The organism is Enterobacter sp. T2 (genome assembly GCF_010692925.1).
Classification (GTDB): Bacteria; Pseudomonadota; Gammaproteobacteria; order Enterobacterales; family Enterobacteriaceae; genus Enterobacter; species Enterobacter kobei.
This window is the reverse complement of sequence record NZ_CP048736.1, coordinates 1,192,096-1,212,106: the sequence shown is the minus strand read 5'-3', so window position 1 is coordinate 1,212,106 and position 20,011 is coordinate 1,192,096. Positions and strand designations below refer to the sequence as shown.

The following is a 20,011-nucleotide window of genomic DNA, read 5'->3' as shown; positions in this document are numbered from 1 at the left end:
CATGCCACATCTTTCCACCCGCGTGCTTCAGGCTCTGCTGACTCTGCTGCTCACGCTTTTCGGGCTGCTGCTCGTCACGTTTGCGCTCTCGGCATTTTCTCCGGTCGATCGCGTGCTGCAGATCGTCGGCGATCACGCCAGCCAGTCCACCTACGATCAGGTTCGCCACCAGCTCGGGTTAGATCGCCCCCTGCCCGTGCAGTTCTGGCACTACCTGCAAGACCTTGCCCACGGTGATCTGGGCACTGCCAGCGCCACCGGCCAGCCGGTGTTGCAGGACTTGCTGCACGCTTTTCCCGCCACGCTCGAACTGGCTACGCTGGCCTTAATCATCGGCGCCGTGCTCGGCGTGATTGCCGGGGTGCTGTGCGCCCGCTATGCCGGTTCGCCGCTTGATTTAACGCTCAGAACGCTCACCCTGCTCGGCAACTCGGTGCCGATTTTCTGGCTTGGCCTGCTGATGCTGGCCCTGTTCTACGCGAAGCTGCAGTGGAGCGCGGGTCCCGGCAGGCTGGATGACATCTGGCAGTTCACCGTAGAACCACGCACCGGCTTTGCGCTGGTGGATACCTGGCTTTCTGGCGATCGCGAGGCGTTTCGCAACGCCCTCAGCCACCTTGTGCTGCCGGTGCTGCTGCTGGCCTATTACTCGCTCGCAAGCATTACCCGCCTGACGCGCTCCGCCTGTCTGAGCGAAATGAACAAAGAGTACATCCTGCTCGCTCGCGCCAAGGGGGCCGGGGAGATGACTATTCTGCTGCGCCACGTGCTGCCGAACATTTGCAGCACCCTGCTGACGGTGATTGCGCTGGCCTACACCAGCATGCTGGAAGGTGCGGTATTAACGGAAACCGTCTTCTCCTGGCCAGGCATCGGACGCTACCTCACCACCGCCCTGTTCGCCGGAGACACTACCGCCGTCATGGGCGGCACGCTGCTGATTGGCATCTGTTTTGTGCTGATCAATAACCTTACCGACCTGCTTGTGCAGGCAACCAATCCCAGGGTGCGCTGATGCCGTTTTATCTCTTTATACGTCGCCTGCGCCGTTCGCCTGCCGCCTTTTGCGGGTTGATTGCCATCGTGCTGCTGATGGTGATCGCCCTGTTCGCCCCCTGGCTTGCACCGGTTGACCCGAACTGGCAGGACGCCGCCTCGCGCCTGCAGGCACCGAATAGCCAGCACTGGCTCGGCACCGACAGCTACGGGCGCGACCTGCTCTCGCGCCTGATTTACGGTACCCGTCCGGCGCTCGGGCTGGTGGCCTTAGTGACGGTCATTACCCTGCCCACCGGGCTGCTGGTGGGGATCCTGTCCGGCTACTACGGCGGCTGGATGGAGCGCCTCCTGATGCGCTTTACCGACGTGGTGATGTCGATGCCGCGCCTCATCCTTGCATTCGCGTTTGTGGCGATGCTGGGTCCGGGGCTGGTCAACGGCGCGCTGGCGCTGGCCTTAACCACCTGGCCTGCTTATGCACGTCAGGCGCGAAGCGAAATTCAGCGTCTGCGCCACAGCGATTATCTGGCCGCTGCCGAGATGATGGGAATTCGCGGCCCGCGCCTGCTGGTCGGCCATATTCTGCCGCTGTGTCTGCCGTCTGCGATTGTGCGTCTGGCGCTGGATCTGGCCGGCATTATTCTGGCCGCCGCCGGGCTCGGTTTCCTCGGCCTTGGCGCCCGTCCGCCAATGGCTGAATGGGGGGCAATGATTGCTGACGGCATGCAGGTGATTTTCGACCAGTGGTGGATCGCCGCCATTCCCGGCGGAGCCATTCTGTTTGCCAGCCTGGCCTTTAACCTGCTAGGCGATGGCCTGCGTGACGTACTGGAGCCGCAACATGACTGAACACCGCGTTATCGTCGATGCGCTGAATATCGACTACCCCGCCGCACGCGTGGTCAACAACCTGAGCTTTACGCTTGGCAACGAGCGTCTGGCGCTGGTGGGTGAATCCGGCTCGGGTAAATCGATGTCTGCCCGCGCCCTGATGGGGCTGGTACGTAAGCCCGGCATGGTGAGCGCCCGGCAACTTAACGTGCTGGGCAACGATCTGCTGACTCTGAACGCCCGCCGCTGGCAAGCGCTGCGCGGCAACGGGATTGCGATGGTTTTGCAGGACCCGCGCTACGCGCTCAATCCGGTGAAAAGCGTTGCCGCTCAGCTTGACGAGGCGCTCACGCTGCATCAGCGCCTGCCCCGTTCAGAACGCGTGGCGCGCATTCACGACATCATTCGCGCTGTCGGACTGAGCGAACATGTGCTTCAGCGTTATCCCGGCGAACTTTCCGGCGGCATGGGCCAGCGGGTGATGATTGCGATTGCGCTCATCAACAACCCGCAGGTGCTGATTGCCGACGAACCGACCTCAGCGCTGGACGCTCGCCTGCGCAACCAGATCCTCGAACTGCTGGTGCAGCAGTGTGAAGCGCGCCAGATGGCGATGCTGTTAATCAGCCATGACCTGCCGCTGGTGGCGGAACACTGCGACCGCGTGCTGGTGATGTATCAGGGCGAAAAGGTAGATGAGATGGCGGCAAGCCAACTCCCTCAGGCAACGCATCCGTATACGCGCACCCTGTGGACCTGCAGGCCAAATGCCAATACCTTTGGGCAGATGCTGCCGACGCTCGACCGTTCGCAGCCGTGGAAGGAGGCGAACGATGGCGCTCGTTGAGGTTAACCAGGTTCAGGTCACCTTCGGGGAAAAGACGGCGGTCTCTGCCGCCAGCTTTACCATCGCGAAAGGCGAAACCTTCAGCCTGATCGGGGAATCCGGCTGCGGGAAATCGACCCTTCTGCGCGTGCTGGCGGGGCTGCAGCGCGAGTGGCGCGGGAACATTACGCTACTGGGAGAGACGTTAACGCCCGGGCGACGTTTTCAAGGCACGCTGCGTCGCAACGTGCAGATGGTGTTTCAGGATCCGTGGGCGTCTTTGCACCCGAACCACACCATTGCACGCACGCTGTCGGAGCCGTTGAACATCCATGGCGAAACGCATATTGCGGAAAAGGTGGCGGATGCGCTTAAGCAGGTGGGCCTGTCTGCCGATGCGGGGAAACGTTATCCGCACCAGCTTTCCGGCGGCCAGCGTCAGCGCGTGGCGATTGCCCGTGCGCTGCTGTTGCGCCCGCAGCTTCTGCTGCTGGATGAACCGACCTCGGCACTGGATATGTCCGTGCAGGCGGAAATTCTGAACCTGCTCAACCGCCTGAAAGCCGCCCACGACATGACCTATCTGCTGGTGAGCCACGATGCGGACGTGATTGCCCATATGTCCGACCGGGCGGCATTTATGGCACACGGGGAGATCCAGAAGGTGTTTGATCGGGAGGCGATGTTACGGGGCGAGCACAGGATGGGGTAAACGGGTGCGGCTGTGCCCGGTGGCGCGATGCTTACCGGGCCTACGTTTCGTGCCGCGTTGAGGGTTTTTCGTAGGCCGGGTAAGGCATCGCCGCCACCCGGCAACAAATCACTTCAGCAGCTTGACCGTAGCGTCAATGTCAATTTCATCTTCGGTAAAGATCAGCGTCGTGTTCTGGAAGGTCGTGATCGCCAGCTTCTTCACGGTGCGCATTTCACCCGATTTTACCTCGGATTTCGGTTTAATGCTGTTCATCAGCAGACCCACCGACAGCACCGCGTTTTCTTTGTCGATTTTGGTTTCAACCGGCTCTTCTTCGCTGAACACCACGAAGGATTTGATCGAGGTGAGCTTCACGCGCTCGCCCGCAATATAAAGGTGTTTACTCTCGGGGATCACCTTCACCGCATAGGCGGAAAGGCCTTTATTATTCGTCGTCGGTTCGAACGTCACCGCCGCATCTTTCTTAATCAGATCAGGGTTGGCGACCTTAATCACATGAAAATAGCGGTTATCGCCGTTTTCATCTTTGATAAATCCAAAGCCTTTATCTTTAAACCACGTTGTGATTGTTCCGTTCATCGCTGTTACCGCCTGTCAGATCGTAATGACTAAAGTTTTGCAGCGCGCAGTGTAATGCACAATGGCTAAGGAGACAAAAAAAAGCCCCTGCACGGGGGCAGGGGAAAACTCATGTCAGAGCTTATTAGTATTTAGTTGAACACCATCCCACCATCAATCAATAAGGATTGCCCGGTCATGTAATCAGAATCCGGCCCGGCGAGGTATGAAACGCAGGCGGCGACATCTTCCGGCTCGGACAAACGACCCAGCGTGATGCGTTTGGCAAAAGTTTCCGTCCCGTAGCCAAGCGGTTTGCCCGCCGCCTCGGAGACCTGACGGTCGATTTCCGCCCACATCGGCGTTTTGACGATGCCCGGGCAATAGGCGTTAACGGTGATGCCCAGCGGAGCAAGGTCTCGCGCTGCGGTCTGGGTTAAACCGCGAACCGCGAACTTGCTGGAGCTGTACACGGCCAGTTCCGGGTTGCCGGTGTGGCCTGCCTGGGAGCAGGCGTTGATAATCTTCCCGCCGTGCCCCTCTTTGCGGAACGCGTCGATGGCAGCCTGAATACCCCAGATCACCCCTTTCACGTTGATGTTGTAGACCTTGTCGACAATCTCTGGCGTGATGGATTCGATAGGCGTGGACGGCGCAATCCCGGCGTTATTAACGATGACGTTAAATCCGCCCAGCGCGGTGCGCGCTTTTTCCACCGCCGCAAACACCTGCTCGCGGTCAGAGACATCCACCTTCACGGCGACAGCCTTGCCGCCGTTGCGGATGATTTCATCGGCGACGGCTCTTGCCGTCTCATCGTTATAGTCGGCAATGGCAACGGCAAAGCCATCCTTCACCAGGCGCAGCGCAATCGCTTTACCAATCCCCTGGCCTGAGCCGGTTACGAGAGCAACTTTTTGCATTTCTCTGTCCTTATATTGAGTCACAAAATCTGGCTGAGATGGAGCTGGCCCATCAGCAGCGGGTTATCGCTGTAGTCGACGGGAATGGCCACCACGGCCGGGCCATCGACATCCATCGCCGCGCGCAGCGTCGGTTCGAGCGCTTCAGCACTCTCCACGGCAAAGCCTTTCGCGCCGAAGGCATCGGCATAGGCTTTGAAATCGACCGGGCCGAACTCGACGCCGGAAAGGCGCTGGTATTTTTTCTCTTCCTGGATCGCCACCATGTTGTAGGCGTTATCCACCCAGATGATGTGCAGCACGTTGGCGTTCAGGCGCACCGCGGTTTCCAGCTCCATGCTCGACTGCAGGAAGCCACCGTCACCGGAGACCGATACCACCTTGCGGCCCGGGTTCACCAGCCAGGCACCAATCGCCCACGGCAGGGCAACGCCCATGGTTTGCTGGCCGTTGGAGATCATCACCTGACGCGCGCGGAAGCTGTAAAGGTAGCGGGCGATCCAGATGTGGAAGCTGCCCATATCCACGGTCAGGGTCACGTCGTTATTGACGATGTCCTGCATGGCGCGCACGATGCGCAGCGGGTGCAGGGCAAACTGGTTGAGCGAGGCGCCGCGACGATCGAGCAGATCCCGCTGATGCTGACGATCGACCAGGATTTCAGAGGCGCGCTGGCTCAGCTCCAGCTTATGCTCGATCCGGCTGGCAAGCAGGTTCAGCGTTCCGGCGATATCCCCCACCAGCTCAAGATCCGGCACGTAGTTACGCTCTTCATAGGCAGGCAGCACGTCAATGTGCACTAGCGTGGCGTCGCCGCTGTTCCACATAGACGGCTCGTACTCCACCGGGCTGTAGCCGATGCAGATAATCAGATCCGCCAGATGCAGCAGCCGGTCGCCCGCCTGGTTATTGAACAGGCCGACGCGCCCGGCAAAGCGGGTAAAGTGCTCCTGATTCACCGCCCCGGCGGCCTGATAGGTGCTGGTGACAGGGATACGGCTTTTCTCCAGCAGCTTACGCAGGGCATCGCTGTTCGCGGGCTGGCTGGCCATCAGGCCAAGTAAAATGACCGGGTTTTTAGCGTTTTCGATAAGCTTCGCCACGTCGTTAATCGCAGACTCCGGTGCCGGACCCATCAGCGTCGCACCGCTGGCGGGTAAAATCGTCCCCGTCGCAGGCTGGTCGACGATATCCTGCGGCAGGCTGACGAACGCGCCCCCCGGCCTGCCGTGCTCGGCGGCGCGAAACGCGTTCGATACCACCTCGGCAATCGCGTCCGGCGAGCTGACTTCGACGGCATATTTGGTCACCGGGCTGAACATGGCGACGGTGTCCATGCTCTGGTGCACCAGCTTCGCTTTATCCGCGCGTTTGACCGCCCCGCCCAGGGCGACCACCGGATCGCCCTCGCTGTTGGCGGTGGCAATGCCGGTGATCAGATTGGAACAGCCGGGGCCGGAGGTCACCAGCGCCACCCCGGCTTTACCGGTCAACCGCCCTACCGCTGCCGCCATAAACGCCGCATTCGCTTCGTGACGCACGGGTATGATCTCGATGGAGGAGTCCAGCAGGGAGTCAAACACTTTGTCGATTTTCGCCCCCGGGATCCCGAATACCTGCTTCACGCCCTGCGCTTCCAGCTGGCCGACAACCATATCGGCGCCATGCGCCCACTGACGTGACTGTTTCTCACTGTTCACGGTAGTTCTCCTGTTAGTTTTCGACGGAACGGATCGCGGCATCCAGATTGCTCGGGTGAAGGTTGGCCTGTAAGAACGCGCTGTCGGCGGGCAGGTCAATCATGAGCTTGTGAATTTCGCCGAAGGTGAGCACACCACTCTCAAGCTGATAGTCGAGCAGGTGTCCCCCGCCCTGACGGTCGTCAGTAATAAAATGCTCGTGATAACCGGCCACGTTAATGCCCTGCATATGCTGCGGGGTGCGGAACCCGACCAGCACGCCCTCGCGCTGGTTGAAGCGGAACACCGGCTGGTCATCCAGCACGTCGGTCATCGCCCGGTACGGCGGCGTCTGGCGCGGTACGGTGCGGGTGTGGGCGTGGCGGAAATTACCGTCGATACGCAACGCACAGAACAGGTTATCGGACGGGATTTGCTGGTCGATCACATCGTGGATCTGCTGACGGCTGACCGGCGTATCAAAGGTTTTACGGTACTGCGGCTGAAACCAGGTCATCACCGCGAACGGCGTTTTCTGTTCCGGCTTCGCAGCCCGGGCGCTGCCGTCGGCACGCAGCTGGTATACCTGGCTGCTGAAGGCAATCATTTCGCCATCCAGTTCGTTGAACGTACCCAGGCCAAAATCACCGTGTGCCAGCAGATCGGCGATGGTGGTCTCACCTTCGTAGACGCCGCTTAGCAGGGCGCTCATTAGCGATGTTTGATAGATCACGCTGTCAGGATGCTGGGCGGAGAACCCACGCAGGGTCTCGCACAAGCTGGCCTCACAGTCGCAGGCAGATGAATGCATCATCATGCTCGTCCTCTTCAACTTTATTTAGAAAGGTTAAATAAATGTTGACCCGATTCAGCAGAGAGTTCCAATATAGAAACCATGCTGGTTTGAGACGTTTTAGATATGGAACTTCGTTATCTGCGGTATTTTGTCGCGGTTGCACGCGAGCGACACTTCACCAAAGCAGCCAAAGCGCTGGGCATTTCACAGCCACCTCTGAGTCAGCAGATCAAACGGCTCGAAGAGGAAGTGGGCACCCCGCTGTTCAGGCGTCTGACGCGAGGCGTAGAGCTGACCGAGGCGGGAGAAGCCTTCTATGAGGACGCCTGTAAGATCCTGGCGCTGAGCGACGCCGCGCTGGAGAAAGCGCGCGGCATCGCGCGCGGGCTGAACGGCAGCCTGTCGATAGGCATCACCAGCTCCGACGCTTTTCATCCTCAGATTTTCGCGCTAATCCGTCAGTTTCAGGTGCAGAACATGGCGGTGCAGGTTCATCAGGTAGAAGCGAATATGTCGTCGCTGACGACGATGCTGGCGGACGGTGAACTGGATATCGCCTTCGTGCGCCTGCCGTGCGAAAGCAGCAAGATGTTTGAAATCAAAATTCTCGACCGCGAGCCGATGGTGGTGGCGCTGCATCGCGACCATCCGCTGGCGGAGAGCGATTCGCTGGCCTTAGAGCAGCTGCGGGATACACCGGTGGTGCTGTTCCCGCAGGAGGTCGCGCCGGGATTGTATGACAGGGTTTACAGCTACTGCGAGCGGGCCGGAATCGACGTGCAGCACGCGCTGCAGGCGTCACAGCTTTCATCTTCGCTGAGCATGGTTTCCGCGGGCGGCGGATTCGCGCTGGTGCCAAAATCGATGGCGGCCATTTCTCCACCGAATGTCACCTATCATGCGTTGAACTCACCGGAACTTTATACCGATATCGCGCTCTGCTGGCGTCGGTTTGAGCGTTCGCGGACGGTGAAGCGGTTTTTGACGATGATGAGTGAGGGGTAGCGGCTGTATAGGTTTTTGTAGGCCGGGTAAGGCGTAGCCACCACCCGGCAACATAGACTCCGTCGTTAAATCCAGACGTCGTTTTCTGCGGTGCGATCCCCGCCTTCGTGTCCGGTATTCAGGACCCCACAAGGTTCTATCATCATCATTTTTACCGTTGTTTCAGCAGACGTTTTATGTTCAACGCCTTTTGGCACAACGTACATTTCCCCTGGATTGACGAGCACATGTCCGTCACGAAAATCAATACGTAACACACCCTCAACTACGATGAATGCTTCATCGGTTTCCGGGTGCGCGTGCCATATAAAATCACCCGATATTTTGACGATTTTAAACTGATAGTCGTTCATCTGGGCGATGACTTTCGGCTGCCAGTGTGCGTCGAAGAGAGAAAACTTATTTTCCAGATTAACAGGTTGATACATGGTGACATTCCCTATGGTTGAGAAACGTCCAGGATAGAATAAGGTCGGAGTGCCGGTCTTGAACGATCGTGCAAGTCAGGCAGGGTTACCTTTGATGAATTTTTGCCAACGCCCCGGTGACATACCCAACGTTTTGATGAACTGACGAGTCATGTGGCTTTGATCTGAAAATCCCGAAGCAACGGCAGCCTCAGCAAGCGACAGGCCCGCCTGAATCAGGCGCCGACAGTACTCAAGACGACGCATGGTCACATAGCGATAAGGACTCGTTCCATAAAGCGCACGGAAGTCCCGACTCAGGCTCCAGCGACCTCTGCCACTTACGGCGGATAAGGTATCCAGCGTAATGTTCTGAATGAATTCAGTGTGTATATATTCGCGCGCGCGTTCTGCGGAGTGATAATCCACGCAATTCCGGCGAAAACGTTGCCCTCCCACAACGGCCAGCGTGTGGGCGAGATCGTAGAGCGCATCGTCTTCTTCCAGCGTATCGAAAGATTCTTCTGGCGCTTTTAACAGCGGTTCGGTCGCTGCAAAAAGCCGGGGATCGGATGAAATGCCGCCGGGAATAAACGGCAAAGGCTTTCCGCCCAGGATTTTTTGAATTAACGCCGGATCGATATACAGCATCCGATACTGGAATCCGTCGTTCGTTCCCGCCTCTCCGTCATGTATTTCGTCAGGGTGCAGGACCATTGTCCCGCCCGGCAAGCTATGTTGTTTACTCCCCCGATAGTGAAAACTCTGCACCCCGGATAAGGTCCGTCCTATGGCGTAAGTGTCATGACGATGCGGCTCATAGCCATGTCCGCTGAAATACGCCTCTATGCGCTCTATTTTTCCGGGTTGTTGCGCCAGTCTGACCCAGTCTTTGTTGGCTTTTGCATTCGACATAGCTGACACCTGATGCCCAGTGAGGGTGAAACAACACCATAAACGCATCGAGTGGAGTTTGGAAAGTCGTTGTAGGCATCGCGGGGTCGGAGAGCACCCTCTCAGCGCAGGGCAATCAGATGCAGAGTGACAGGATGCTAACGCATCCTGGCTCCCCATCCTCACTAGACTCCTGCTTCAGGCATTACTCCATGCGGCGGAATACGCAGAACTAGACTTTCGCCTCCGCACGCATTGCGGCCTGCACTGCGGGGCGGGTACTGATTTTTTCTCTGAATGCCAGTAGTGCTGGCCAGTCGTTCAGTTCAATTGAGAAGAACGTGCACCATCCCAGCACGGTGAAAAGATAGGCATCCGCCACGCTGAACGACGAGCCTGTCAGATAAGCGTTTGCGGAAAGCGTCTCCTGAAGAAAACAGAACCGCCTGAACAGCTTCTCACGAAAAATGGATTTGACCTCTTCGGGCAGTTGGCGGTTAAAAAGAGGTGCCGATCCCGCGTGTATTTCGCTGGTGATAAAGTTAAGCCATTCCTGAAGCCGCACTCGCTCCCAGCTGTCTGCTCGCGGTGCCAGCCCGCTTTCTGGCTTGAGGTCTGCAAGATACTGCAAAATGGCTGGCCCCTCGGTCAGGATTTTCCCGTCATCCAGTTCAAGCGCGGCGACATAACCTTTGGGGTTGATGGTCAGGAAGTCGCGCCCGTCAGCGGTAAGCTTGCTTCTGTTATCTACTTTAACCAGTTCGAACTCAATCGCCAGTTCGCGAAGCACAATATGGGGTGAAAGTGAACAGGTGTCCGGGGCGTAATAGAGTTTCATAATCTCTCCGTTAAAGCTGTGAGGGGTGACACTTCGGTTTGAATACACTGTGCTTAAAGCCGCCTTCGCTGTAAAATTAATGATCCATAAATAAGCCATTAGCTGAGCTACTGATAAATATGATGAATCTTTTACACTGGCGCTTACTGGTTGCCGTGGCCGATGCCAGTAATATTTCGCGTGCCGCTGAAGAGGTCGGCATGACGCAATCGGGTGCCAGCCAGGCGATCGCTCAGTTAGAGGCTTCATTAGGATTTGCGGTATTCACGCGTGAGCGACGCCACGTCGGCGTGACTGCCCAGGGTGAACGGGTGGTCAAAGAAGCAAGGAGCATGCTGGCGCGGCTGGACGCCATCCGCGTACTCGCGGATAAGAGCCGGGGGCTGAGTGGCGGGCGCATTCGTCTTGCCAGTTTTCCCTCGGTGACAGCCACATTTTTGCCAGGACTGCTGCGCGACTTTAAGCGCCTGCATCCTGAAATTGAGGTGGTCGTACTCGAAGGAACGGACCAGGAGGTCGAAGAGTGGCTGGCGGCAGATACGGTTGATGTGGGTGTGGTCATGAACCCTGTTCCCGGACGTGCTGAAGCGATCTTAGGACAAGATGCATGGGTCGCGGTGTTGTCGGCCAGTCACCGTCAGGCTCGCTATGTACGTTCGCGCGGCATCACGCTTGAGGAACTGGCGGACCAGCCCTTCGTGCTCGCCACGGGCGGTTGTGCCGTCAACGGAGAAAGCCTGATGGAACAGGCTGGTTTGCAGCTGTCTGATGTACGTGTGACCGTCCGCGACTGGATCAGCGCCTGCTTGCTGGTACGCGAAGGCATGGGCGTCACGCTGATACCAGAATCCGCCCTGCCTGGTGAATTACGCGGGTTGTGCGTCGTGCCCGTGACGCCTTCACTCTGCCGGGAATTTGGGCTGGTTTGTTCGGCGGCGGGAAAATCTTCCCAGGCAACGCAGGCGTTATTAGAAGGGTTGCTCAAAATGAAAAGATCTGCGTGAAGGCGTAACCGCGGTGCAAACAGTTCCCGGCGGCGCTGCGCTTGCGCGGGCCCACGGTTCGTGTCGCGGGTAAGCTGATTGGCGGCGTTGTAGGCCGGGTAAGGCGTAGCCGCCACCCGGCAATGCTGCTCTGGAAGCCGCCTCGCAAACCTGCAAGCAACCTTATGTAATCCAGGTGTATCGCTTTTCTTCCCTTCTTCGCGGTTTTAAAGTGCCTGCGTTGCGGCGCATCCGTAACCAGGCGTAGGAACCCGTTAGCATAACATGACTTATTTTGGACAAAGAGGATGCTAAATGGCTACTACCCCTGAAGTTTCTTACGCGTTCTGTGAAGAAAGCGCAGTTCATCACCTTATCAATACTTCAATTTCCGATTCTGCGGATCTCTTTGAATTGGTCGATGCCTGTACCGCTTATGTCAGCGTGCTGGTGGACACTGACGACGCGGTGACGGTTAAAACGCTCTGCAAGCGATTACTGGCTGCGTTGAAGCGGCTGCGGAAGTGCTGTGATGCTGAACTGCCGTCGTATCTGGTTGAACAGTTGATCGCAGGGGAAAAGATGACCTCCTGCGTGCCGGATTGCTGGCAGGAGACGACGCTACAAGTGGACTATGCCGTCGCGTTAACGCTGGCGTTGGCGGGCGAGACACTGCCTATGAGCGTGGCGAAAGAACTCACGGGGCTGCTGCATGATATGGTCTGGCTGTTGGCGGAGTTTGTGAAGGAGCCTTATATTACGGCGCATTGAGGCGGATGATGAAGGGCCGGGTTCTGCTTGATGAAAAACAGGATGTCGTCCTTACGCAAAATGCAATTTTGTTTGTTGAATGTCTGATAAGAGCGAGGAGCGGAACTATGGCAGTTCAATAGTAACGCCCGCCCCTCCATCCTACTGTGGAGTGCAATTTATGGATAAAATCGTTTTCCGTGACTTAGCTTCTGGAGGGGTCATTTCCTCGCTTTCGCTGATATTGAAGCTCCATGAACCAACATCTTTGGCTCTCGAAAACAACAATTCACCTTCATATCCTAGATCGTCAGTACCGGCGATTATGACCATCCCACTCAACGTTCTCTGGTATGCATTTTCAAAAACACGCCCTTCATAAACAATAGTTGCCCGTTCTTTGTCGAAGATGACCTCTTTGTCGCCCTCACAACGCATTACTGACTTGGCTTGTAATACACAGGAATACCCTAAAAGAATCAATATCAGCAGTCTTTTCATTCTTTATTTTCTACATACATGATTAAGGGGATGAATTCTAATAAATTCATTAAGTTAATATAGCACCAACTGACATGCTGGGCGACAGCAGATAACACAATGGAGCTTCTTATTTCTTCCAGTGAAATGGCCAACGAAACCAAACCGCATTATAAGGTATGTTTCATGAACTACAAACGCCCGCTCCCAACACGGAGCGGACGAACTGACCCAGCAAAAGGTCCGCGAGGAGCGGACATGGACATGAGGATGCTGATAATATTTCCCCCAGTGAATTACTGTTTCCGACAGGGGTTCGAATGAAATACCAAACGTCATTGCAGAAAATATTGTCAGATGACCCTGTAAGAATGCAGATCCTATATGCAGTTCGAGAACTGGAACTCAATGATGGTTGGATTGGAGCGGGATTTGTACGAGACGCTGTTTGGGATCACTTACATGGGTATGGGTTAAGTCCTGTTTCTGGTGATGTAGATGTCGTCTGGTTTGACTGTGAGTACTGCAACCCAGACCATGATCGCTACCTGGAAGACAGGCTTAGGCAACAATTACCTTCGTTAGACTGGTCGGTGAAGAATCAAGCCAGAATGCATCAACGTAATGGTGATCATCCCTATACCTCAACGGGAAATGCTCTACTGCACTGGCCTGAAACAGCTACGGCCGTAGCTGTCAGATTGGGGAAGGAAGGTCTCGATATCGCCGCACCTTATGGACTTTCTGACTTATTTGAACTGCGTTTACGACCGACTCCTGCATTTGAACGTGAAAAGCTGGACTCTTTTAAACAACGAGTCACTGCAAAGCAATGGTTGGAACGTTATCCCAGGTTACAGCTCATCGTTTCCTTATAACCACAATATACACATATCTCGTTTCTTGCGGTTCGATTGTATGATTGACAGTCCGCTACTGGCACAAAGCGGACATATCTATCACAGTCACCTCATTCAGTGTTTGTACTCTGGCCACCAGACAATTTCCAAATCAAGCAGTCGCCGCAAACGATCTTTATCGGGTACTAAAAATAGAGCACTACCGACACCAGACTATATGCGAAAGCGCTTCTCCAACCTGGACAGGATAAAGTATCGGGAAAACGGGCAGGTCATCGATATAGGTGGCTGGCCTTTACGGATAATGTTTTTGCTGATTTTGAGCGGGGAAAGATCGTCATCAAACACATCAGCACACACGCAGAGTGTGACAAGCTCACGGACCTCTACCGCAGAACGAAAGAATGAATTATGCAGCAGCCATCAAAGCGGCAAATGATCTGACAAACGAGCTCCCTTTCCTGGGATCAAGCCCGTCACGACAAGATTATGAGGATGCGCTGACACTTGTGGAGTATCTGATTGAGCATGACCCCGATAGCCCGCTGGTAGAATTGCACAGCCAAAATCGATAAGTACGAAAACGAGTCCCCGGAGTTTGCAGAATTTAACGCGCGCGCTGCCAGCATTCCGTCAGGTGTTGCGCTGCTGAGAACGCTGATGGATCAGTACCAACTCACTCAGAGCGACTTTGAGAACGAGATTGGCAAGAAGTCTCTGGTGAGTCGGATCCTCAACGGACAGCGCACGTTAACGCTGGATCATATGCGCGCGCTGGCGAAGCGTTTTGGATTGCCAGTGAGCGCGTTTGTGGGGAATTGATCGAAAGCAGGTTAAGGTGACAGGGAATTAATGAAGACATCGTAACGCTTCCCCACTCCCTTTTCCTGGTAATTGTCTGCGGCACACCATCTGTTACTCTGGCTGAACTCAAGGAGTGACAAGGATAAGAGATGCTGAACCCAGGATTCGTTACCCGCAAAGCGCTTGCTAACTGGCAGGATGTTCCCGCTTTTCTCCCCCAGTTCCAGTTTCATGAAAAACACCAAATGGTCATCCACACTTCCCACCCTGAAAATATTCTGCCGTTGATTGCAAACTTTGACATTCGTCAGGATGCCGTGATTCGGCGGTTAATGTCTTTGCGGCAAATACCGAAAAAATTATTACGGAATAAACAGGCCGGGTCGATGAGTAACTTTGGGTTGCACAGTTTTACCCTTTTGACCCAATCAGCGTCAGAGATCTGTTACGGGTTAAGAGGACAATTCTGGCGTACAGATTTCAACCTTGAAAACATGCCAGATGCCAGCGCTTTTCAGACGCCAGTCGCTGCGGGTAAAGCAAAGCTGCTGCTGCGCTATCAGGTAACGGAACGCGCACCAGGCCAACATGAGCTCTCCACGGAAACCTTTGTTTATTGTCCCGACAGAAGCACTCAGCTAAAAATGACAGCTTACTGGCTGGTCATTCGGGCAGGCAGCGGCTGGATCCGTAAAAGAACGCTGAAGGCACTTAAGTCGAATATTGAAGGGCTGGAGTGAGATGCTAACGAAAACGTTACAGCGTTTATCAGCAACGCTAATGCCATTTGGACTCAAACCGCCAGCTGATTGTAAATAACCTTCTTATACGTTGAGATCATCACAGATGGCATGTATCGCTTGCGCCTTAAGCCAATTGGGTACAATACGTTATGGAAGATACTGAAAATGGATTTTAGATTTAGATTAATTACAGCAGAAGATCGCCCTTTTATGGTGCAGATGCTTTATGAAGCAACGATAGCCTCTGAACAAACATTTGACATAGATAACATTGAAAATTCTCCCCACTCATATGCATATATAGAAAATTTCCCTGAGGCGGGCGAGGTGGGTATTATTGCGGAATCCACAGATGGAACTCCAGCAGGGGCTGCCTGGCTCAGGAATTTCCCCGAAGGGGACAAACCTGGGATTTCGGGTCCTGAGTTAACGATTGCTATTGCTCCGTCATATCGCCGACAATACCTGGCTAAACGTATAATGGCGCAACTTTATCAGGCAGCCAATGCGTTAAATATTAAAACGCTGAAGCTGGGTGTTTATCAAAAAAACTTGCCTGCCCTTGCGTTTTATAAAAACGATGGCTGGGAGCCAGATGTTATCTTTGGCGATTACGTGATGATGAAGCGCGCTATTTAATCGGCGCTTATTAAAAAGAATTCCGTCGAGGTAATGCCCACTGTCGAGCACGACCCCGACATTAACGCTGGAGCATATGCGCGCGCTGGCGAAGCGTTTTGGCGTGCCGGTAGGGACATTTGTGGGGAATTGATTAGGATGGAATTCAACCAGGTGTTAAGAAAAAAGTGACGCAGCTATTCTTTTCGCCGTTGAAGTTGGCTCAACAATTGTGCCATCTGCACGAAACGGCTCTGCATAACCATAAATAATATTAGGTTATGCATCAGTTCTTTGAGGCAAAGCTGTTATCGGATATGAAAATTTAATAGTTACCATACCCTATTAATAAACCCGGCATAAGCCGGGTTATAAATCTATAAAATCTAAAATTAATGACTGAACTTAAATATTTAAGCCAGACTCTGACTTTGAGTTTCCAAAAAGAAAACCTCACCACCGATAATTTTAGAAACAGCCTCTTTACTTTCATGCAAATAATTCTTCTAAAAATATCGAGAACGAATCAGCGACCAACTCAACCTCTTTATCATCCATCAGAAAAATAAACACTCTCCCTAATGAATCATCAGATTTGAGAGATAATAGAAAAGTGTTCCCCCCGTCATCATAAGCAAAAGGAACCATATTCCTTAACTCGCCAAATGACTCGATAAGGTCATGATAGAGTTGCTCAATTGGCAGGTCACCATATTTTATAGGGTTAAAACCGCCAAGTATAAAAGGATTACCCTCTTCATTATTGTGAGGATATCCACCATTATTTTTAAGATAAAAATCAAGAAATGATGAAGGAAGATGATAATCAAAGTACGCATTGAACGCGTTTATTTCGTCTACAGTCAGTTTCTTTTCTGAATCAGTAAGGTACATTAGCATTTTCCTCCAACTGATCTGCGGGCACGGTTTCTGGCTGGATGGATATAGGCATTTCCAGTGGCAGCTTTGTACTGACTTACGCCACCAGTATGCGAAATTACCTGATGAGCACTTTGTTTAACCAATTGCATAGTCCCTTTGTTAGTTTCAGGATTATAATCATCAAGATGATGCCAAACATAAACACTTGGCGTAGTTTTTTGATTCAATCCAGCCTCTGTATTTGCAGCATGTAAATCTTGCAAATAATCTCCGGTATATTCAATATAAACAACAGGATTAATGCCAGCTTTATTATACAAGTCATTACTTCCCGAATAATCCAGCCCACCTGTAGGGGTTTGATCAACAGTACTGTATCCACGCTCACTAAGCTTAGCGATTGGATCGATGGCAAGACCCAGCAGCTCAATCCATCCCCAAGGATTAGCTGCATAATGATAAAGGTTTCATCCACCATTCAACCAAAACTGATCCTGTACAATAAACCGACCGCCCTGTAGGTCATAGCAGCGAAACAGGTTATAGTACGGTCCAGATTCACCGTCAGCTTATAGCCCGGCATAGCGAAACGGCTGATGTGTTTCACAATCCGTGAGAATCCTTCGCTCTGATGATGTACCTCGCAGCATTCTTCAGTTATCACGAAATCGATTTGGCCTCTTAGGGAAGTAAGAGGTTGAAAAGAGTTGTAGTTAAAGCGTGATTCTAAGATGAATATTGATTTTATCTGGAATCGGTCTTTTCACCCTTTAGTAATGCGTTTATTCACTATGTCATTCACATAATGTTCAATCGAAATATTGTGCTCCCGATTAATCTGAGAAATGAATGCGCTAAGATGCTCTTGCGATGCATGAAGGGTAGTGGCAATAAGGTTATCAAAATCGTTCTGAGTAAATCGTTTGTGTCCCTTCAACGTCGAGTGCTGAAGCAGAGTGTGTGCGGTCACTTCCATGACGGCCCGCCGGTAATGATCGGACAGCAGGACGTCAAGATCGGTCTGACGAATATCAAACTTAAAATAAAAGCTGACAAATCCCGATTCAACAGGTAATGAATAAATCAGTTTGTCGCCTAATTGCTCAACGTAAGGTTCATATCCTTCTCCCATTACTCGCGTAGTCTGCATAGAATCCCTCTCCTTTCATTCATCATAATTAATTCAATTAAATAAATACACAGCATAACCATTTTAAAATCTTGCATAAAATATCTGTAAGAATCACAGAGAGCACCCCTTCGCAAAAAAAATAACATTATCGCTAACTCTCTTTTGAACGAAAAGAATTTACCCATAAAAATAATTATAAAACGCATTAAAACTTTCATTACCGATGAGAGGTACAATTCTTTTCCGCAACTCATCAATAAAATCATCCTTTACTTCGTCATTATCATCTGCTATATCAAAGATATCGTATTTACCATATACTAAATCAATAAGCTCAGCTAATGAAAATATAAATCCAGAGAGACTATCAGCTATTTTAAAAGGTTCAACTACATCATAACTTGCATAAACAGGAGTGTTATCTTCATCGACAACTGCAATTATAGGTTTACCTCCACCTAAATCATCACCAATAACCAGGTAATTGTTTGGCAAGTACTCATATCCATTTTGAGCCTTCGAGATCTCACTCACAGAGTGAATTTTAAATGGCGTGAAGCCTGTTTCAATCTTTAATTTTTCAGGATTATAATTTTCATATAAAAATTCCACCTCTGTCGAACGAGGTAAGTTGGACGGGAAGGCATTGTCCAGATCATTGACGGTGCTGAAAATCCCTGAAAGCGAGTATTTATTGCAAATGAAAATAAGTTGTTTTAATGCTTTTTCAATCTCATTAATAATAGTATCAGACGCATCCATAAATATAGCCCTCAGCAATAACCAATTAAATTAAAAAAATTTTTATAGAACTAATTAAAAAATAAGAAAGTAAATGCATTCTGAATAAAAAACAACCTGTATTATATCAGCCGAAAATAATTAACATTAATCCAGCTTTTATTAATCACTTATCTTTACGAGCACTGCCAAAAACCAGCCACGATATTCCCGCCAGATATATTTTTATACAAATACAAAGCACCGTAACCAAAGATGTAATCACCATCAAGCAATGCATCTGGATAATAATCTTCATCTATCTGCATGAAAAATTCATAACCATCTTTTTGCAAAGCATCAAAATAATAATCTTCCGATTGTATTAACCTTGCATCTTCGGTTTTAGTGATAAAGTCAAACTCTTCCTTTTCAACCTTATCATACCCAACAATAACTGCCTTATTAATATGTTTTATCGTAAATGCATCATTATTGCTTTCATCAGAAAACGGATGCGTAAAAACTTTTACTGAACAATTGGGGTAGATATTGTTATCAATCATATCCTCATGCCCTTCAGGAATAAGTATCGTAATATACTCATGTCCATCATCAGGATTCTGAACTGTCAAATAAAACTTATGTCCCTGAATATCACCTAGTTTATCTAAAAAGAATTCAGGGACATTTCCACCTATCCGCCCAATGACATTACCATCAGAAAAGATACTTATTTTAGAGATCAGGTTATCTTTAATCATTTCTTCAACTCACCCCATAAAAAGTACATTTTCTCTTTCCTAATTCCCATAACAATTTCAGCGTAAAAATTCTTAGCATCTTTAAGTCACATTTATGATCAACTACAATGTACGTCTCTTTAGGTAGGATTGAAAAACAAATTAATAAAAGCCGGAAAAGTTTATTTTCTTTACCGACTAATGGATTTAATAAAGCCTGGAGTCTGAACGTGATTTAGCATCTCTTATACCAAGTCAGCAGAAAAGGAAATATGTTATCAATGAAATAATTGGGCACTCCATCAATGCATCAATGAAGCCCCCTGTAAAAAGTAGTGATCAACAAAGCCACCCTCTTACGAGGGTAAGAACCTGTATCACCATGCTTCATCTTCAGGAATTATTTTTCCGATAAAACTGTCAAAATCTGGCTCAAGATAGATCTCCTCCTGATTTTCCAAATCACAAAAATATACTGCACCATCATTTATCCCAACACAATAGGGAAACCCACCTCCATCAATTGCGAATGGTATAAAATTTTCTGCAAGAATTTTTTTGTTAACTACTAAATCCTTATAGTAATCATCAACAGTTAATATGCCTGAACTTTTAGTATGTAATATAGGTAAGAAATATTTTATATCATTCTCGTAGTGTTCACTTTGATAAACACGACGACCTTCGTCCAGTATGCCACCATTACTTATAAGCCATAAAGATTTTAAGGCATTAGGAAAAGTTACGCCCAGCGAAACTTCGATCTTGCCTAGCTCATTAGCAGATACAGCAGGTGAAGAATCTATAAGTTTAATCATCATTTCT

General features: G+C 51.3%; 24 protein-coding genes and 2 pseudogenes. 12 read left to right on the top strand and 14 right to left on the bottom strand.

Annotated elements, in window-relative coordinates; translation table 11 throughout:
* Position 1: 1 nt before the first annotated feature.
* From G0034_RS05700 to G0034_RS05685, 4 genes are read left to right on the top strand one after another with little or no spacing between them, the layout of a single operon-like run.
* The gene (locus G0034_RS05700) at positions 2–1,015 is read left to right on the top strand and encodes an ABC transporter permease (RefSeq protein ID WP_179120603.1); all 1,014 of its coding nucleotides are present in this window, start codon (positions 2–4) and stop codon (positions 1,013–1,015) included.
* On the top strand, positions 1,015–1,848 hold the full coding sequence (locus tag G0034_RS05695; RefSeq protein WP_023332327.1) for an ABC transporter permease: 834 nt from the start codon (positions 1,015–1,017) through the stop codon (positions 1,846–1,848). The genes G0034_RS05700 and G0034_RS05695 overlap by 1 nt, the downstream gene beginning before the upstream one ends.
* Entirely contained in the window at positions 1,841–2,677 is an 837-nt protein-coding gene (locus G0034_RS05690) for an ABC transporter ATP-binding protein (protein ID WP_014882922.1), read from the top strand. Before G0034_RS05695 ends, G0034_RS05690 begins: the two co-directional genes overlap by 8 nt.
* Positions 2,664–3,368: an ABC transporter ATP-binding protein gene (locus G0034_RS05685; protein ID WP_050862761.1), complete on the top strand. Its 705-nt coding sequence runs from the start codon at positions 2,664–2,666 to the stop codon at positions 3,366–3,368. Before G0034_RS05690 ends, G0034_RS05685 begins: the two co-directional genes overlap by 14 nt.
* Positions 3,369–3,476: 108 nt before the next feature.
* On the opposite strand, the gene G0034_RS05680 is transcribed toward G0034_RS05685, so the two are convergent.
* The 4 genes from G0034_RS05680 to budA form a co-directional block, all read right to left on the bottom strand.
* Positions 3,477–3,950 carry a cold-shock protein gene (locus G0034_RS05680; protein WP_014882920.1) on the bottom strand — a complete coding sequence of 158 codons (474 nt, stop codon included), beginning with the start codon at positions 3,948–3,950 and terminating at the stop codon, positions 3,477–3,479.
* Between the two features lie 131 nt (positions 3,951–4,081).
* Positions 4,082–4,852, bottom strand: coding sequence for a (S)-acetoin forming diacetyl reductase (locus tag G0034_RS05675; protein WP_014882919.1), 771 nt, complete (start codon positions 4,850–4,852; stop codon positions 4,082–4,084).
* Positions 4,853–4,872: 20 nt separating this feature from the next.
* Positions 4,873–6,594 carry an acetolactate synthase AlsS gene (gene alsS, locus G0034_RS05670; protein ID WP_269836736.1) on the bottom strand — a complete coding sequence of 574 codons (1,722 nt, stop codon included), beginning with the start codon at positions 6,592–6,594 and terminating at the stop codon, positions 4,873–4,875.
* On the bottom strand, positions 6,566–7,345 hold the full coding sequence (gene budA / locus G0034_RS05665; RefSeq protein WP_014882917.1) for an acetolactate decarboxylase: 780 nt from the start codon (positions 7,343–7,345) through the stop codon (positions 6,566–6,568). Before budA ends, alsS begins: the two co-directional genes overlap by 29 nt.
* A gap of 105 nt (positions 7,346–7,450) precedes the next feature.
* On the opposite strand from budA, the gene G0034_RS05660 reads away from it, so the two are divergent.
* On the top strand, positions 7,451–8,332 hold the full coding sequence (locus tag G0034_RS05660; RefSeq protein WP_014882916.1) for a LysR substrate-binding domain-containing protein: 882 nt from the start codon (positions 7,451–7,453) through the stop codon (positions 8,330–8,332).
* A 65-nt stretch (positions 8,333–8,397) separates the two neighbouring features.
* Here the strand turns inward: G0034_RS05660 and G0034_RS05655 are convergent, their stop codons facing one another.
* From G0034_RS05655 to gstA, 3 genes are all read right to left on the bottom strand, one after another.
* Complete coding sequence (locus tag G0034_RS05655) at positions 8,398–8,760, bottom strand: cupin domain-containing protein (protein WP_014882915.1); 363 nt, start codon at positions 8,758–8,760, stop codon at positions 8,398–8,400.
* A 75-nt stretch (positions 8,761–8,835) separates the two neighbouring features.
* Positions 8,836–9,654 (bottom strand): AraC family transcriptional regulator, encoded by an 819-nt coding sequence (locus G0034_RS05650; protein ID WP_088127039.1) that lies wholly within the window; start codon positions 9,652–9,654, stop codon positions 8,836–8,838.
* A 211-nt stretch (positions 9,655–9,865) separates the two neighbouring features.
* On the bottom strand, positions 9,866–10,471 hold the full coding sequence (gene gstA / locus G0034_RS05645) for a glutathione transferase GstA (protein ID WP_023336874.1): 606 nt from the start codon (positions 10,469–10,471) through the stop codon (positions 9,866–9,868).
* A 119-nt stretch (positions 10,472–10,590) separates the two neighbouring features.
* Here gstA and G0034_RS05640 point away from each other — a divergent pair, with 119 nt between their 5' ends.
* Both G0034_RS05640 and G0034_RS05635 read left to right on the top strand, forming a co-directional pair.
* Entirely contained in the window at positions 10,591–11,475 is an 885-nt protein-coding gene (locus G0034_RS05640; protein ID WP_014882912.1) for a LysR family transcriptional regulator, read from the top strand.
* Positions 11,476–11,769: 294 nt separating this feature from the next.
* Complete coding sequence (locus G0034_RS05635; protein ID WP_088127040.1) at positions 11,770–12,225, top strand: hypothetical protein; 456 nt, start codon at positions 11,770–11,772, stop codon at positions 12,223–12,225.
* Positions 12,226–12,366: 141 nt separating this feature from the next.
* Here G0034_RS05635 and G0034_RS05630 read toward each other — a convergent pair whose 3' ends face one another.
* Positions 12,367–12,705 (bottom strand): hypothetical protein, encoded by a 339-nt coding sequence (locus tag G0034_RS05630; protein WP_088127041.1) that lies wholly within the window; start codon positions 12,703–12,705, stop codon positions 12,367–12,369.
* A 299-nt stretch (positions 12,706–13,004) separates the two neighbouring features.
* Here G0034_RS05630 and G0034_RS05625 point away from each other — a divergent pair, with 299 nt between their 5' ends.
* From G0034_RS05625 to G0034_RS05610, 5 genes and pseudogenes are all read left to right on the top strand, one after another.
* Positions 13,005–13,562, top strand: a complete 558-nt coding sequence (locus G0034_RS05625) for a nucleotidyltransferase family protein (RefSeq protein WP_048996277.1) — start codon at positions 13,005–13,007, stop codon at positions 13,560–13,562.
* A gap of 80 nt (positions 13,563–13,642) precedes the next feature.
* Positions 13,643–13,952: pseudogene (locus tag G0034_RS23295) on the top strand (type II toxin-antitoxin system HigB family toxin).
* A pseudogene (locus tag G0034_RS05620) lies at positions 13,949–14,366 on the top strand (helix-turn-helix domain-containing protein). The pseudogenes G0034_RS23295 and G0034_RS05620 overlap by 4 nt, the downstream one beginning before the upstream one ends.
* A 131-nt stretch (positions 14,367–14,497) precedes the next feature.
* A complete protein-coding gene (locus tag G0034_RS05615) occupies positions 14,498–15,088 on the top strand; it encodes a hypothetical protein (protein WP_014882897.1) in 591 nt (196 codons plus the stop codon).
* A gap of 168 nt (positions 15,089–15,256) precedes the next feature.
* On the top strand, positions 15,257–15,730 hold the full coding sequence (locus G0034_RS05610) for a GNAT family N-acetyltransferase (protein WP_179120601.1): 474 nt from the start codon (positions 15,257–15,259) through the stop codon (positions 15,728–15,730).
* 468 nt (positions 15,731–16,198) lie between these two features.
* Here G0034_RS05610 and G0034_RS05605 read toward each other — a convergent pair whose 3' ends face one another.
* From G0034_RS05605 to G0034_RS05580, 6 genes are all read right to left on the bottom strand, one after another.
* Positions 16,199–16,603 carry an SMI1/KNR4 family protein gene (locus tag G0034_RS05605; protein WP_179120600.1) on the bottom strand — a complete coding sequence of 135 codons (405 nt, stop codon included), beginning with the start codon at positions 16,601–16,603 and terminating at the stop codon, positions 16,199–16,201.
* Positions 16,603–16,911 carry an HNH endonuclease signature motif containing protein gene (locus G0034_RS23290; RefSeq protein ID WP_230679501.1) on the bottom strand — a complete coding sequence of 103 codons (309 nt, stop codon included), beginning with the start codon at positions 16,909–16,911 and terminating at the stop codon, positions 16,603–16,605. The genes G0034_RS05605 and G0034_RS23290 overlap by 1 nt, the downstream gene beginning before the upstream one ends.
* Positions 16,912–17,354: 443 nt before the next feature.
* Positions 17,355–17,741: a hypothetical protein gene (locus G0034_RS05595; RefSeq protein WP_045134287.1), complete on the bottom strand. Its 387-nt coding sequence runs from the start codon at positions 17,739–17,741 to the stop codon at positions 17,355–17,357.
* 159 nt (positions 17,742–17,900) lie between these two features.
* Positions 17,901–18,485, bottom strand: coding sequence for a hypothetical protein (locus tag G0034_RS05590; protein WP_080361091.1), 585 nt, complete (start codon positions 18,483–18,485; stop codon positions 17,901–17,903).
* 155 nt (positions 18,486–18,640) lie between these two features.
* Positions 18,641–19,207: a hypothetical protein gene (locus tag G0034_RS05585; protein WP_050863423.1), complete on the bottom strand. Its 567-nt coding sequence runs from the start codon at positions 19,205–19,207 to the stop codon at positions 18,641–18,643.
* A 356-nt stretch (positions 19,208–19,563) separates the two neighbouring features.
* Positions 19,564–20,007 (bottom strand): SMI1/KNR4 family protein, encoded by a 444-nt coding sequence (locus G0034_RS05580; protein WP_032628744.1) that lies wholly within the window; start codon positions 20,005–20,007, stop codon positions 19,564–19,566.
* Between the last annotated feature and the right edge of the window lie 4 nt (positions 20,008–20,011).